Genomic DNA, 14,276 nt, shown 5'->3' with positions numbered 1-14,276 from the left:
TTGAGAATTATTTTGTATATCCGCCATCCCAATTTCTCATTATATAGATTGAAAAGCTATTCGGATATTTTTAGATAGTTTCAACTTTATGCCAGCAGTGACGATTTATTCAGATACGCTGATAAAGTTTTTAATCTGGCAATGTAGATATAAATATTGTTGTTTATCAAAAATCATTAGATTCTATTTATATGAGGCATGAATAAGGCTTGTAATGGTTAAGTTTTTCGCATTAGGTATTGGCAAAAGCAGGAATATTTAAATTCTTAAAATGATTTTCTATTCTAAGCGGGTTATCGGAAAGAAATAATGGCAAAACAAAAAACTCAGTTTCAATGTCGCAGTTGCGGTGGTCAATCGCCAAAATGGCAAGGTCGTTGTCCGCACTGTGGTGAATGGAATACGCTTGAAGAAACGATGGTTTTGCCTGCTGCTAGTGGCAATAGCCGCTTTCAATCATGGGCCTCTGGTCAGTCTGCAGTACAGTTACTGGCAGAGGTAAGCGCAGTGGAAGTCCAGCGTACGCCTACCGGTATGAATGAGCTTGATAGGGTACTTGGCGGAGGTCTGGTGGATGGTGCTGTTATTTTGCTGGGTGGAGATCCCGGCATAGGTAAATCTACTTTACTGTTGCAAACAATTGCTTTAATGGCTGAAGAAGAGTCAGTACTGTATGTTTCCGGTGAAGAATCTGCGCAACAGGTGGCTTTACGAGCTCAACGACTTGGTATCCAAGCGGATAGGGTGCACTTACTGGCAGAAATCCGTGTTGAGGCTATAAGCGCTGCTATAGCACGTCTGAATCCCAAAGTAGTGGTAATTGATTCAATTCAAACTATGTATTCCGACAGCATTACTTCTGCACCTGGATCGGTTTCGCAGGTACGCGAATGTGCTGCTCAGCTAACCAGATTAGCTAAGCAACAGGGTATCAGTATGCTGCTGGTAGGACATGTTACTAAGGATGGTGCAATAGCCGGTCCACGTGTTTTAGAACATATGGTGGATACGGTTTTGTATTTTGAGGGTGAAACTCACTCTAATTATCGCATGATCCGTGCGATTAAGAATCGTTTTGGTGCTGCCAATGAGTTAGGCGTATTTGCTATGACTGAAAAAGGGCTCAAAGGGGTATCTAATCCATCTGCTTTGTTTCTATCCAGCTACCGTGATGATGTTCCCGGCTCCTGTGTGCTGGTTACTCAGGAAGGGTCACGCCCATTGCTGGTGGAAATTCAGGCATTGGTAGATGATGCGCATGGTTTTGCGCCAAAACGTTTAACGGTGGGACTAGCACAGGAGCGGCTGGCAATGCTGCTGGCTGTGCTTAATCGTCATGCAGGTATTGCTTGCTATGATCAGGATGTGTTTCTCAATGCGGTTGGTGGTGTAAAAATTACCGAACCGGCTGCCGATTTGGCTGTAATACTGGCTATGTTATCAAGCCATCGTAACCGTCCGTTGCCGGAAAAGCTGATTGTATTTGGCGAGGTGGGCTTATCCGGAGAGATTCGCCCTGTGCCTCGCGGCCAGGAGCGTTTACGAGAGGCAGAAAAACTGGGGTTTACTCATGCCATTGTGCCGGTAGCCAATTGTCCGAAACGAGCAGCAGATTTTCCGGGGTTAACGATTATTGGTGTCAATTCGGTACAGGAAGGAGTGGATGCCAGCCGGCGCAATTGATGATTATATTTGCCAGAATACGATTAAAGGAATAGTCTTGTTAGTGATAAATACTATTTTTAAATGGTATTAGTTCTAAAAAATGGAGATAAAAATTATGTCAAATCCCATCAAGCTTGTAGCTACAATGGAATTGAAAGCAGATGCATGGCCGAACATTTCAGCAGCGGTTGAGCAATGCGTGAAAATGTCACGTCAGGAACGGGGCAATGTATTTTATACAGCTAATAAAGATCTTGATAAAAAAGACCGCATTGTATTTGTAGAATGCTGGGCTGATGAAGCAGCCATTAACGAGCATGGACAAACTGCTCATTTTCAAAATTTGATTAAAACTGTAGAACCTTATTTAAAAGAACCTATGCAGTTGTTAAAATTGAGTGAAATTACCAGTTTTTAAGTCGGTTTAGGCGGTAATTAACTATGTAATCGCTCATAATAAAGCCAGAATCAGTTTTCAATATTCTGGTTTTTTTATGTGTAAAGCTGTAAGAATCCAACCGATAGCTTTATCAGACTGAACGATATTTTATGGGGACACGAGATTGAAAACCATTCAGATCGAGGGCCAAGAGGCTGTTGTAAGTAATATTTTTTGTATCGGTCGCAATTATTCCGAACATGTAAAAGAATTGCATAATGCTAAACCTGAAGAACCCGTGGTATTTATGAAACCCACTTCTGCACTGGTACAGGCTGGAGAAAATATCATACTGCCTGCATTTAGTCAGGATGTGCATCACGAATGTGAACTAGTAATTTACATTAAAGAAGACGTTAAAGATGTTGGGGAAGATACTGCTTTAGATTTTGTGGGCGGATATGCAATTGGTTTGGATTTAACAGCACGTGACGTGCAGAGTAAGTTAAAGGAGAATGGTTTGCCTTGGGAGAAAGCTAAAGGTTTTCCCACTGCTGCATGTATTTCATCCTTCATTGCTGCCGATAAAATTAATGATATTCAGCAGCAGGATTTCTATTTAAAGGTTAATGGGCAGATACGTCAGCGTGGAAACAGCGGTGATATGATGTTTACTTGCTGCCAAATTATCAGTTATTTATCACGTGTATATGGCTTACAGGCTGGTGATATTATTTATACAGGTACACCGTCAGGTGTTGCAGCCATTAAATCTGGAGATGAATTGGAATTAATCTGGCCGGAAAAAATTTCAGTTGAATTTCAAGTGGCGTAGATGATCTAGCTGGAGATATTTAAGCGCAATTGGTTATCCAGTTGCGCTTAAGCTTTCTGTCGGATTTTAAGTAATCAGCATCTGATCATTGCTCGGCGCAGGATTTGTGTTTTCCAATTACCCCTATTTTTTTCAATACCCTTATAATAGTAGGTTTCCAAAAACTAAAACTTTCCATGTCAAGCAAACCGTTTTCAGTCAGATTGCCTTGGTGGCTGGCACTTTATTTTATTATTTGGGCAGTACTGCCATTTATACTTTCCGCCAGCTATCCATTGGACGTACCTGAAGGTATTTACTGGGGTCGAGAATGGCAATGGGGATATTATAAGCATCCACCTCTTTCAAGCTGGGTTTTATATTCTTTTTATAATCTTTTTGGACATATTGGTCCCTATATCCTGAGCCAGTGCACTATAGCTTTAAGCCTTTGGTTGGCCTATTTGTTTGGACGTGAGCTGATGAGTCCGGCCAGAGCTTTTTTAGGCAGTTTGTTTTTATTGGCTGTGTTTTATTATACTTGGCCATCATTAGAATTTAATCATAATATCGCACAAATGCCAGTCTGGTTGGGGCTGGTTTATACATTTTATCTTGCGACACGAAAAAATCACTGGCGCTATTGGTTAATATTTGGTTTTATGGCCGGTGCCGGTATGCTGGTGAAATACACAGTGGCAGTATTGATCTTTACCATGCTGCTGTATTCCTTGTGCACTTCTTACCGCCGCTTGTGGTGTTCACCGAAACCTTGGCTGGCAATGCTTCTGGCTTTGATGGTATTTGCTCCGAATGTATATTGGCTGATACAGCATGATTGGCTACCGTTAACTTATGCTTCTGCCCGTTCTGCTGAAGATGCCAGTCGCAATGGCCATTTGGCTGCATTGGGCTATCTGGGGACACAGATAATCAATCATCTTCCACTATTGCTGATTTTGCTTTGTAATCGGACACGCCTGAGCTTGCGTACACCAGCACAAATTCTTCAGCAGTCAGACTGGCGTTTCCTATTATGGATGGGATTGATGCCAACGCTGTTACTTGTTGGTGCTGGTTTGATTTTTGGATTAGGTTTACGCGACATGTGGGGCATGCCGATGTGGGGTCTTTCCGGATTGATTATAGTTGCGCTGATTCCTGAACAGGTGTTTACGCTTAAAAAATGCTCCTTGCTCAAAGGCATTGCTATCTGGGCATTGCTTGTTACTATATTGATGGCTATCTATGTTGAATTTGGTGCACGCATACGTCATAAACCTTCACGCATGGACTGGCCGCAGCAGGCTCTGGCTACACAAGCAGATATGCAGTGGCAAACGTTTTCTTCATGTAGACTGGATAGTGTTACGGGTTCTGACTGGATTGTTTTACTAGTGGCTTCTTATTCTGAATTTTCACCTTCGGTGATGGTTTCTGGTGAAGCAGCCTATTCACCATGGATGAACGCTGAACGCTTGCATCAGCATGGAACTTTAGCAATATGGCCTGCTAATGAGCAGCCAAACCTGCCCTGGTTACAAACTCTAAATCAACAGCCTGATGTGGTGATGAAACAAGGAGAATGGTTTATTAAATGGACCAAATTACCTGAGCGCGAACCGCTGAAAGTAATCTGGCAGGCTTATATACCTAAAAAATGTCTTCAATAACAACAGGTATATTTTTTATAGCTTAAAAATTGGCTATTATTTACTCAGAATTTAAGCTATTTGCTTTGGTATTAGCCTGCGAGGTAAATTAAATGGAAAAAAATAGAATTGGTTTGAGTATTATTTTACCAATATACAATGATGCAGCAGCGGTAAAACGTTTTTTGCCAGAGTTATTTTCTTTTACTGGACAGCAGGAGCAAGCTTGTGAAGTGATACTTGTTGATGATGGTAGTAAAGACCATTTAAGTGCTGCTTATAAGCAGTTTAAAGAACAGCTTCCTCAAAATACAGCTTTGCGACTAATACAATTTTCGCGCAATTTTGGTAAGGAAGCAGCACTTACTGCTGGATTGGCACAAGCTCAGGGGGAGCTAGTGACGATGATGGATGCAGATGGACAGCATCCAATAGTTGTGCTGAAGGAAATGCTGGCCTTAATGCATACCAGAGATGTGGATGTAGTGGCAGCTGTACAAACCTCGCGAGAACACGAAAGCCTGTTAATCCGGACATTAAAAAATGGGTTTTATCATTTCATGCAGGATACGCACCGTTATGAGCTGACCCCTAATGCGGGCGATTTTCGTTTGATGAAGCAACGTGTTGTTCAAGCTTTATTGCAACTACCGGAGCGCCAGCGATTTATGAAAGGGTTGTACGCATGGGTAGGTTTTTCCACTCTATATATCCCATTTCAGGCTTCTCCGCGAAAGACAGGAAAGAGTAAATTTAATTATTTTAGTCTGTTTGAGCTGGCTCTTGTTGGAATCACTTCGTTTTCACAACGACCCTTGCGCTGGATTTCACGTATGGGTCTGATTCTTTCTTTATTGGCTATCATATACGGACTATACATCGTTGGTGATACCCTGTTTTTTGGAAAAGATCTTGCCGGCTGGCCTACACTGGCTGCGGGAATAATGTTTTCCGCAGGCATTCAATTGGTTTGTCTGGGGGTTATTGGTGAGTATATAGGCCGTATTTATGAAGAAGTGAAACAACGGCCGCTTTATCTGGTGGACAAAGTGTGGGACAGTCGCGACCAAAAATGAAATCATTATCTAAACAGGGTTTGTGGTTTGTTGTTGTAGGCTCAGCTGCTGCGGCAACGCACTTTTCCTGTCTTGTACTGCTCGTACAGTATGCAAAACTGTTGCCTGTAATCGCTAATCCAATGGCCTTTTTATGTGGATTCGTGGTTAGCTTTGTCGGCCACTATCATTTTACATTCAGCCAAACAGGCTATACTTGGCTGCAGGCACTCTGGCGCTGGTTTTGCAGTTCCTTGACAGGATTTGCATTAAATCAGATTCTGTTTATGGCCGGAATCAATTGGTTTGGAAATCAGGCCTACTGGTGGTTGTGGTTTATTGTAACCGCAATCGTAATGGTATTATCTTTTTTACTGGGTAAGTTTTGGGCCTTTAGCGAGAAAATAAGCCATGAAACCAGTCATGATTAATGTTGATGATTTGGGGCTGTCTCCAGCTGTTAATGAAGCCGTTCTGCGCTTAGCGGAGATGCAACGTATTCAGGCTAGCAGTTTTATGAGTTTTGGGACAATTGCACCAGATGAGGTGGCTGAGCTCAAAAGGCATCACATCGACATAGGCCTGCACTTTGATTTAACCGGTTTCGCGGCTTCGGGTGGTCTAAAACGAGTTTTATTCAAATCCTATCTGCATGGATGGAAACAAAACAAAATACAGGATGCAATTAATCAACAGCTGGATTTATTTGAAGATAAAATCGGCGCGAAACCAGTTTTTGTGGACGGACATCAACATGTCCATCAGTTTCCGCAGATACGTTCCGTATTAATTAATACATTATTGCGACGTTACGACAATACAATTGCTATTCGCAGTACAAAAACCACGCAACGAGATATAAAAGCTAAGATAATTCATGCCCTCGGCGGCTCACAATTGGATAAATCTTTACAAAGTGTACATATACCGCACAATCATGCTTTTGCTGGTATTTACAGTTTTAAAGCTGATAGACAGATACTAGAGTTTAAATGGAATGAATGGTTGGCAAGTGCTTCTGATAGTGGTTTGCTTATCATGTGCCATCCGGCTATACCATCCAAATTTTGGACCGACGAGATTAAAGCGGCGCGTGAAACTGAATGGTTGTGGCTGAAAAGCGAAGCATTTGCTTTGTGCTGGCAGCAGCATCAATGTCAAAAGGCAAACTGGCAAACATTGCTACAAAGCCTAACTCTTCAGTAAACTTTATTTTAATATCACAATTCTAGCCAGTTTCACTACTATTTACAGTATACTTGCATTTTTTAGCCTTTGGCTTGGGTGAATCCCTCTGCACATTCATAATATATCAAGTACACTATTTGTATCGCATTACACATATATAAACAGGAAGAAGTCGCTCAGGGTTATTAAGGGTCGTTATGATCATATTTGAAAATATAAAAAAAACTTATATCAAAAACAAACAGCAAGTACATGCCTTAAATGATATCAATCTTACTGTAGATACCGGTGATATCTACGGGTTGATCGGTTGGAGTGGAGCAGGCAAAAGCAGTTTAATCCGGCTGGTTAATCAACTGGAAAAACCTACTTCAGGTATCGTTAAAGTAGATGGTGTTGATTTAAATAAGCTGGATGTGAAGGCACAACGTGCGCACAAGAAAAAAATTGGCATGATTTTTCAGCATTTCAATTTGCTAGAATCCAAAACTGTTGCTCAGAATATTGCCATTCCATTAGTTTTACAGGGCATAAATAAGGAAGAAATTGAGCGTCGAGTAGAAGCCATGCTTTCTTATGTTGATTTGTCCGGCAAAAAAGCGAGTTATCCCAGCCAATTGTCCGGTGGACAAAAGCAGCGCGTTGGCATTGCACGAGCTTTAATTACTGAACCCTCTATACTTTTATGCGATGAAGCTACTTCAGCGCTAGACCCGCAGACAACTCTTTCTATTTTAAAATTATTAAAACAAATCAATAGTGAGCGCAATATTACAATTTTGCTGGTAACCCATGAAATGGAAGTAATCAGTTCTATCTGCAATAAAGTAGCGGTAATGGAGAAAGGTCAAGTTATCGAGCAAGGTTCTGTACTGGATATTTTTTCAGCACCTCAGCAAGAAACGACCAAAAAATTTGTTAGTACCGTTATCAATGCAGAAATACCAGAAGCTGTATTAGATAGTCTGACAGAACAAGGCAATATATTTAGATTAGAATTTTTAGGTGATTCAGCCAGAGAACCTGTTGTTAATGAGCTAATTTTGAAGCAGCTCGTAGAAATCAATATTCTTTTTGCCAATATGCGTGAAATAGGAGGCGTTGTGCTTGGTAGCATGTTTATTCAGATGAATGGCACAGAAACAGATGTAGACAAAGCAGTGGCGTTTTTGCAGGAAAGAGGCGTTAAGGTTGAAAGAGGTGGTGTATGAATCATTGGATGGATACCTCACTAACAGCTGACCAGTTTGGTACAGCTTTATTGCAGACTTTTAATATGGTCAGCATTTCTTTTGTACTCGGTTCAATACTGGGTACTGCATTAGGCGTTTTGCTGTTGCTGACACGTCAGGGTGGCGTGTGGCCTAAACCTATTTTGTATAACCTGCTAAATATCATTATAAATATTGTCCGTTCATTACCTTTTATCATCTTGTTGATATGTGTCTTGCCGGTTGCCAGTATATTTATTCATACATCTATTGGCACTAAAGCAATGATTATTCCGTTGATAATATTTGTTTCACCCTACATTGCTCGTCTAATAGAAAATTCATTACTAAGTGTGCCCGCAGGAATTATCGAAGCAGCTCAATCAATGGGTGCCACAAATTTTCAGATTATTCGCTACTTTATATTACCAGAGGCGATGCCATCAATACTTCTTGCCCTAACCACAGCGTTGATTGGTTTAATTGATGCCACAGCAATGTCCGGAACAGTAGGAGGAGGGGGGATTGGTGATTTGGCAGTAAATTACGGTTATCAGCGCTTTGATTATGTAATTATGATCGTTACTGTTATCGTGTTGGTATTAATCGTACAAATCATTCAGACTTTGGGTAACTGGCTGGCGGCCAGAGCCAAAAAAAATTAACCTTATAGACGGCTTAAAGCCGTCTTTTTTAATTATAACCTTATAAAATTACGTTCTTTGGTTAGTAGATAACTATTCTATTATCATTGCTGCTATTCAAGAGAATATACAGACTAATTTTATTCTGAGTAAAACCTATGCTCGATATATTCATCAGCGAGCAAATAGGAATTGCAGAGTAAAACAAATTTTTTTTCACGGAATCAATTAATGTTATTAATTTCCATTCAAAAATAAAAAGATATTATTTTATAAAATGAAATTTTAAATTACCCACAATCGGAACAAATGGTATGAAACTGATAAAGTATTTTTTGATATTAATTGTGACATGTCTGGCACTCGTTGCATGCCAGCAAGAACAGAGCAGTACTAAACAGATTGTTATCGGCACATCGCCTGGACCCTATAGCCAGTTGTTTCTTGATGCCATCAAGCCAATACTGGAAAAACAGGGTTATCAAATTAAGCAAATTGATTTTTCAGATTTGATGCAGGCAGACATTGCTTTGCAGCAAGGTAGTGTTGACATCAATGTTGATCAACATACTGCCTATATGGATGCGTTTAACCAAAATAAAAAAGCCAATTTGGTAGCATTAACTCATATACCCACCGTACCTACAGCAATCTATTCCAAACGCCATACCAATCTGCAAGCAATAAAAAATGGAAGTGCAATTGCTGTACCTAATGATCCGGCAAATGCTGCACGAGCATACCGGTTGTTAGCCAAAGCAGGATGGATTACTCTAAACCCCTTATCTGATCCAGGTATGATTTCCAAAAATGATATTAAATCGAATCCCTATAAGCTGAATATTACTGAACTGGATCCGGGAAATATTCCTCGCACTTTGTCTGATTTCGATTATTCAGTTATTCCTGGAAGCAGAGCCTATGCAGCTAAAATTAACCCTGATCTGGCATTGCTTCAGGAAGACATTGTCCCTGCATTTGAACTGGTAGTTGCTGTAAGGTCAGATAATGTGCAAAAACCATGGGCTCAAGCAGTAAAGGCTGCATATAATTCAAATGATTTCAAGCATTATATGCAAACTCATAACACCAAGCATTACTGGTATATTCCTGAAGAAAAAAACTGAAACAGGAATCCATAAAAAAACTGCCTTAAATTAAGGCAGTTTTTTTATTTTTGTATTAGGCTGCAAAGCGTTTTTCAACTTCGCTCCAGTTAACAATTTCCCAAAAATTGCTTAAGTAATTAGGACGGCTGTTACGATAATCAATGTAATAGGCATGTTCCCATACATCACATGTCAGCAATGGTTTATTATCAGTTGTCAATGGAGTAGCCGCATTGCTGGTTGATACCAGATCCAGTTCACCTGCAGGTGTTTTTACCAGCCAAGCCCAGCCAGAACCGAAAGTTCCGGCAGCTACTTTATCAAACGCTTCTTTAAATGCATCAAAACTGCCCCATTTAGCATTGATAGCCTGTGCCAATGCTCCATTTTCAGTCAGTGCCACACCTTTGGGTGCAAAACCAAACCAGTAAAATGTGTGATTCCATGATTGTGCAGCATTATTGAATAAACCGCCTGAAGATTTTTTAACAATTTCTTCAAGTGGCATATTTTCAAACTCAGTACCCTTAATCTGATTATTCATATTAGTGATATAAGTCTGATGATGCTTGCCGTAGTGATATTCCATGGTTTCTTTGGAAATATGAGGTGCTAATGCATCTAAAGCATAAGGCAAAACTGGTAATTTATGTTCCATGGTTGCGATTCCTTCTGATAGAGTGGTTAGTTTGTGTTGTACAGTGCGTCTATCGTTCAGGCAAATGATATCTATTTGCAAATATATAGAACGTTTAACTCACCTTAAACCTTTATATGGTTCGTTAATATTGTAATACACTGCTCTCATCTGCGGCAAATAAGCATGGTCTTAATGGTAAAATTGAAAAAGAAGTTATTAAAGTAAGAAGACATGGAAGAAAACAATATAAACAACGAAGAAATCAGTCAGCTGGCCGTTCCACCACATTCAATGGAGGCTGAACAGTCTGTTCTGGGTGGTTTAATGTTGGAAAACAGTGCCTGGGACCGAATTGCGGATGTAATCGATGAAAATGATTTTTATCGTCATGAACATCGGCTTATATTTAAGGGTATAAAAACACTGGTTGAGCTTTCCCGTCCTGCAGATGTCATTACCGTGCAGGAAGAGCTGCAACGAAGAGAAGAGCTGGATGCAGCTGGCGGCCTTGAGTACCTAATTACATTAGCTCAGAATACACCTTCTGCAGCTAATATTCGCCGATATGGCGAGATAGTTCGAGAGCGTTCTATTATGCGTCAGCTGGCACAGGTAGGGACACAGATAGCACGCTCAGCCTATAGTCCGCAGGGTAAAGATGCTGCACAGATGCTCGATGAAGCCGAAAATAGTGTATTTCAGATAGCAGAATCTACCGCACGGTCGAAGCAGGGTTTTTTAACCATGCCGGTGTTATTGAAAGAAGTTGTTACAAGGATTGATTATTTATATTCACGGGACAATAAAAACGATGTTACTGGAGTGTCAACTGGATTTATTGATCTGGATAAAATGACTTCTGGCCTACAGCCGGGGGATCTGATTATTGTAGCCGGACGCCCGTCTATGGGTAAAACGGCCTTTTCTTTGAATATTGCAGAACATGTAGCTATAGCAGAAAAATTGCCGGTTGCGGTTTTTTCAATGGAAATGGGTGGAGCACAGCTGGTTCTGCGTATGCTTGGTTCAGTAGGGCGAGTAGACCAAAGTGTACTTAAAACCGGACAGTTGCAGGATGAACACTGGGGTAAACTTAACGATGCAGTAGTTAAACTTACTGATGCTCCTATGTTTATTGATGAAACCCCAGGTTTGACTGCATTAGAAGTACGTGCACGTGCGCGACGTCTTGCCAGACAGCAAGGGGGTAAATTGGGTCTCATCGTGCTTGACTACTTACAATTAATGTCCGGCTCTGGACGCTCAGATAACCGAGCTTCAGAATTAGGAGAAATTTCACGTTCTCTTAAGTCCTTAGCTAAAGAGCTGCAGGTACCCATCATCGCATTGTCACAATTATCGCGTACAGTTGAGCAGAGAACAGATAAACGACCCATGATGTCAGATTTAAGGGAATCAGGTGCAATTGAGCAGGATGCTGATTTGATTATGTTTATGTATCGTGACGAATACTACCATCCAGACAGCCAATTTAAGGGATTGGCAGAATGTATTATCGGTAAACACCGTAATGGTCCAACAGGGAAAGTGCATCTGACATTTCAAGGTCAGTTTACTAAATTTGACAATGCGGCCATGCCTGAAGGTTATTTTGATGAATAATTCAGTTTTCAAGCCAGAAAAATAGTCATAAACCAGTGAAATGTTGTAAAATTATACGAAAATAATTCCATATTAACTTAATTTGGGCACTTTTAGGGTTGAATTATGGTTTCATCCAAACCAAGCAATGCTGGTTTTACTTTGATAGAACTGTTAATCGTTATAGCAATTACAGCCATACTTGCGGCTGTAGCCTTACCAGCTATGAATCATTTGGTTGCTTCCCATCGAGCTTATAACCGTGCTGATCAATTACTTGCAATGTTTCAGTTTGCCAGAGCTGAGGCTATACGTACTAATACTCCAGTTTTAATCTGCCCCACATTAATTAGAAAAAATACTTCTACTTCTAATACTTGTGTAAATTTTGGCGATTATGAAAATGGTACAAAATGGCAAGGTTTTATTGCGTTCAGTGATAATGATTTAGATGGTGCGTATAATGCCTCTAAAGATACATCAGTACGCACAGTAGCTTTAAATCAGAATTATGATGATAATATAAATAAAATCAAAGTTAAAATGCATTGGGGTGTGTGTAAAAATGGCAAGGCTGATTGTAAAGACGAAATTGCAGAATCCAAAATGCTAGCTTTCATGCCAAATGGTCAGTTTGGATTAGGTAATGGCAAAAATTCATCTAATTGGGATATAGGGCAATCCAGTGTAGCGTTAGAAGTTACTGATGCTAAATATGAAGACATTAAAAGACGAATCATAATAACACCAAGCGGTAAGCCGATTGCCTGTTATGGAAAATCTGGGAATGATTCGGTTTCAAATACTCAGATTTGTACTTCTCAATTATTTAACTAAAAATGATTAATATGAAAATATTTGGATAAGTTTATGAATCAATGCCATTCAGTTGTATATTCATTACATAAATTAAAGAAACAAAATGGTTCTACAATTGTAGAAGCAATTGTGGCTATGTTTGTATTGTCATTTGGTGTATTGGCATTGATGCTGGCTCAGATTACAGCGGTGCATACTTCAATTAATGCTGCAAACCAAGGAGAAGTAACAAGAGCAGTGCAAAATTATATCGAACTAATGAATTCAGAAGCCAGAATTTCCCTTAAAGAAAAATTAGATGAAAATAAAAATAAAATATTATATATAGCTAAAGATTATTCAAATTTTGATGATGACAACTGTGATAATCGTTTAAATATTCATTTAACTAATGCACAAATAACTTCCTGTACTATTCGAAATGGTAAAATAGATGTTTCTTGGAGTGGTCAGGCACTGGACAAAAACGATAAGAATAATAATGTTAATAATAATAGCTTTTCGTATACTCTGACTGCAGGCCAATAATGAAAAAAACATTAAATAAAAATATTAGGATTGTACTGATGAGAAAATCCCATATAGAGCCTCAACCAAAGAATTTTCTAGTCAGACAGCAAGGGTTCAGCTTGGTTGAACTCATGGTGGCAACGGCAATCAGTATTATTGTGTTACTAGCAGCAAGCTCAACCTTTCTAGCAACTTATAAATTAAAAGAGCAGGTTAAGACACGGATAAATTATGAACAAGATGTTCGTAATGCTTCGAATGTTATACGAAGTGATATGCGTCAGCTAGCTAATTTTAGCTGTATGAATCCCCCTGATATTAATGAATTAAATGACATTTTTTCTGGAGCATTCACCAACTCTAATAATAAACAATATTTATCTACTACATTCACTAAAGATATTGGTGTCACACCTGTAGCAGGAAGCAAACCTTTAGTACTTACGTTTATAAATGATAAATTAGCCAATAATATTCTTGCTAGCCAATGCAATACTGACATTAAAAAACTGGGTGAGCATGAAAAACTTGGTGAAGCTGTAAGTGGGGTTGTTTATTTGGTAGGGACGACAGTTTTTGATTCTAAGCCCGGTTTTTATCGTATAAATTACATTAATCAAATGTGGAGTGCTCCAGAGTTGATCGTGAGTAATGTCGTAAAAGCCAAATATGATTTTTATTATGATGCACATAAAGATTCAGAATGTCCACTTATTCACAAAGCTTCGGAGGCTTCAGCTGCTTCAAGTGCATCTGAAGCAGGACAAATGAAGCCGTTAGAACCAAATATTAGCCATAAACAAGATTTGGATTTGGATTTTTTGCACCCTCCGGTAATGATTAAAACTACACTTAGTGTAAATCCGAATTTGACAAGCACAAGTACAAATAATACTGAAATAGATTATGAAATCAATGCAAGTGTTAGACAGGGTGAAGTTTGTACAAGTGGTAAATAATTTACAGATAAACTATTCTGGAATATGAC

The 14,276-nt window shown here is 39.5% G+C and carries 15 protein-coding genes; 14 read left to right on the top strand and 1 reads right to left on the bottom strand.

The annotated features are described in order from the left end of the window. Positions 1 to 309 precede the first annotated feature (309 nt). From radA to J3U64_RS00830, 10 genes are all read left to right on the top strand, one after another. Positions 310 to 1,683 carry a DNA repair protein RadA gene (radA, locus tag J3U64_RS00875; protein ID WP_267407987.1) on the top strand — a complete coding sequence of 458 codons (1,374 nt, stop codon included), beginning with the start codon at positions 310 to 312 and terminating at the stop codon, positions 1,681 to 1,683. A gap of 82 nt (positions 1,684 to 1,765) precedes the next feature. Then, entirely contained in the window at positions 1,766 to 2,083 is a 318-nt protein-coding gene (locus tag J3U64_RS00870) for a putative quinol monooxygenase (RefSeq protein ID WP_100140163.1), read from the top strand. A 145-nt stretch (positions 2,084 to 2,228) separates the two neighbouring features. Further along, positions 2,229 to 2,879, top strand: a complete 651-nt coding sequence (locus tag J3U64_RS00865; protein ID WP_267407986.1) for a fumarylacetoacetate hydrolase family protein — start codon at positions 2,229 to 2,231, stop codon at positions 2,877 to 2,879. 176 nt (positions 2,880 to 3,055) lie between these two features. Beyond that, on the top strand, positions 3,056 to 4,531 hold the full coding sequence (locus J3U64_RS00860; RefSeq protein WP_267407985.1) for a glycosyltransferase family 39 protein: 1,476 nt from the start codon (positions 3,056 to 3,058) through the stop codon (positions 4,529 to 4,531). A gap of 92 nt (positions 4,532 to 4,623) precedes the next feature. Continuing rightward, positions 4,624 to 5,586 carry a glycosyltransferase family 2 protein gene (locus J3U64_RS00855; RefSeq protein WP_267407984.1) on the top strand — a complete coding sequence of 321 codons (963 nt, stop codon included), beginning with the start codon at positions 4,624 to 4,626 and terminating at the stop codon, positions 5,584 to 5,586. Further along, positions 5,583 to 5,996, top strand: a complete 414-nt coding sequence (locus J3U64_RS00850) for a GtrA family protein (protein ID WP_267407983.1) — start codon at positions 5,583 to 5,585, stop codon at positions 5,994 to 5,996. The genes J3U64_RS00855 and J3U64_RS00850 overlap by 4 nt, the downstream gene beginning before the upstream one ends. Beyond that, a complete protein-coding gene (locus J3U64_RS00845) occupies positions 5,977 to 6,771 on the top strand; it encodes a ChbG/HpnK family deacetylase (RefSeq protein WP_267407982.1) in 795 nt (264 codons plus the stop codon). Before J3U64_RS00850 ends, J3U64_RS00845 begins: the two co-directional genes overlap by 20 nt. Before the next feature lie 179 nt (positions 6,772 to 6,950). Beyond that, complete coding sequence (locus J3U64_RS00840; RefSeq protein WP_100140169.1) at positions 6,951 to 7,964, top strand: methionine ABC transporter ATP-binding protein; 1,014 nt, start codon at positions 6,951 to 6,953, stop codon at positions 7,962 to 7,964. Beyond that, positions 7,961 to 8,629: a methionine ABC transporter permease gene (locus tag J3U64_RS00835; protein WP_100152537.1), complete on the top strand. Its 669-nt coding sequence runs from the start codon at positions 7,961 to 7,963 to the stop codon at positions 8,627 to 8,629. The genes J3U64_RS00840 and J3U64_RS00835 overlap by 4 nt, the downstream gene beginning before the upstream one ends. Positions 8,630 to 8,922: 293 nt before the next feature. Further along, the gene (locus tag J3U64_RS00830; RefSeq protein WP_267407981.1) at positions 8,923 to 9,735 is read left to right on the top strand and encodes a MetQ/NlpA family ABC transporter substrate-binding protein; all 813 of its coding nucleotides are present in this window, start codon (positions 8,923 to 8,925) and stop codon (positions 9,733 to 9,735) included. A gap of 55 nt (positions 9,736 to 9,790) precedes the next feature. Here J3U64_RS00830 and J3U64_RS00825 read toward each other — a convergent pair whose 3' ends face one another. Then, the gene (locus J3U64_RS00825; RefSeq protein ID WP_100140172.1) at positions 9,791 to 10,375 is read right to left on the bottom strand and encodes a superoxide dismutase; all 585 of its coding nucleotides are present in this window, start codon (positions 10,373 to 10,375) and stop codon (positions 9,791 to 9,793) included. A gap of 213 nt (positions 10,376 to 10,588) precedes the next feature. Here J3U64_RS00825 and dnaB point away from each other — a divergent pair, with 213 nt between their 5' ends. From dnaB to J3U64_RS00805, 4 genes are all read left to right on the top strand, one after another. Next, entirely contained in the window at positions 10,589 to 11,980 is a 1,392-nt protein-coding gene (gene dnaB / locus J3U64_RS00820) for a replicative DNA helicase (protein WP_100140173.1), read from the top strand. A gap of 105 nt (positions 11,981 to 12,085) precedes the next feature. Next, a complete protein-coding gene (locus J3U64_RS00815) occupies positions 12,086 to 12,796 on the top strand; it encodes a GspH/FimT family pseudopilin (RefSeq protein WP_267390284.1) in 711 nt (236 codons plus the stop codon). Positions 12,797 to 12,829: 33 nt separating this feature from the next. Beyond that, positions 12,830 to 13,306 (top strand): type IV pilus modification PilV family protein, encoded by a 477-nt coding sequence (locus tag J3U64_RS00810; protein ID WP_267407980.1) that lies wholly within the window; start codon positions 12,830 to 12,832, stop codon positions 13,304 to 13,306. Then, complete coding sequence (locus J3U64_RS00805) at positions 13,306 to 14,247, top strand: PilW family protein (protein ID WP_267407979.1); 942 nt, start codon at positions 13,306 to 13,308, stop codon at positions 14,245 to 14,247. Before J3U64_RS00810 ends, J3U64_RS00805 begins: the two co-directional genes overlap by 1 nt. Positions 14,248 to 14,276: the final 29 nt, after the last annotated feature.

Source organism: Snodgrassella sp. B3800, assembly GCF_026535865.1.
Classification (GTDB): domain Bacteria; phylum Pseudomonadota; class Gammaproteobacteria; order Burkholderiales; family Neisseriaceae; genus Snodgrassella; species Snodgrassella alvi_E.
Note: the sequence above shows the minus strand (reverse complement) of the source record. Positions and strands in the feature narration are given on the sequence as shown.

Coding starts and splice junctions, on each gene's coding strand:
- radA (WP_267407987.1), top strand. CDS start 310: ATGGCAAAACAAAAAACTCAGTTTCAATGTCGCAGTTGCGGTGGTCAA.
- J3U64_RS00870 (WP_100140163.1), top strand. CDS start 1,766: ATGGAGATAAAAATTATGTCAAATCCCATCAAGCTTGTAGCTACAATG.
- J3U64_RS00860 (WP_267407985.1), top strand. CDS start 3,056: ATGTCAAGCAAACCGTTTTCAGTCAGATTGCCTTGGTGGCTGGCACTT.
- J3U64_RS00855 (WP_267407984.1), top strand. CDS start 4,624: ATGGAAAAAAATAGAATTGGTTTGAGTATTATTTTACCAATATACAAT.
- J3U64_RS00850 (WP_267407983.1), top strand. CDS start 5,583: ATGAAATCATTATCTAAACAGGGTTTGTGGTTTGTTGTTGTAGGCTCA.
- J3U64_RS00845 (WP_267407982.1), top strand. CDS start 5,977: ATGAAACCAGTCATGATTAATGTTGATGATTTGGGGCTGTCTCCAGCT.
- J3U64_RS00840 (WP_100140169.1), top strand. CDS start 6,951: ATGATCATATTTGAAAATATAAAAAAAACTTATATCAAAAACAAACAG.
- J3U64_RS00835 (WP_100152537.1), top strand. CDS start 7,961: ATGAATCATTGGATGGATACCTCACTAACAGCTGACCAGTTTGGTACA.
- J3U64_RS00830 (WP_267407981.1), top strand. CDS start 8,923: ATGAAACTGATAAAGTATTTTTTGATATTAATTGTGACATGTCTGGCA.
- J3U64_RS00825 (WP_100140172.1), bottom strand. CDS start 10,375: ATGGAACATAAATTACCAGTTTTGCCTTATGCTTTAGATGCATTAGCA.
- dnaB (WP_100140173.1), top strand. CDS start 10,589: ATGGAAGAAAACAATATAAACAACGAAGAAATCAGTCAGCTGGCCGTT.
- J3U64_RS00815 (WP_267390284.1), top strand. CDS start 12,086: ATGGTTTCATCCAAACCAAGCAATGCTGGTTTTACTTTGATAGAACTG.
- J3U64_RS00810 (WP_267407980.1), top strand. CDS start 12,830: ATGAATCAATGCCATTCAGTTGTATATTCATTACATAAATTAAAGAAA.
- J3U64_RS00805 (WP_267407979.1), top strand. CDS start 13,306: ATGAAAAAAACATTAAATAAAAATATTAGGATTGTACTGATGAGAAAA.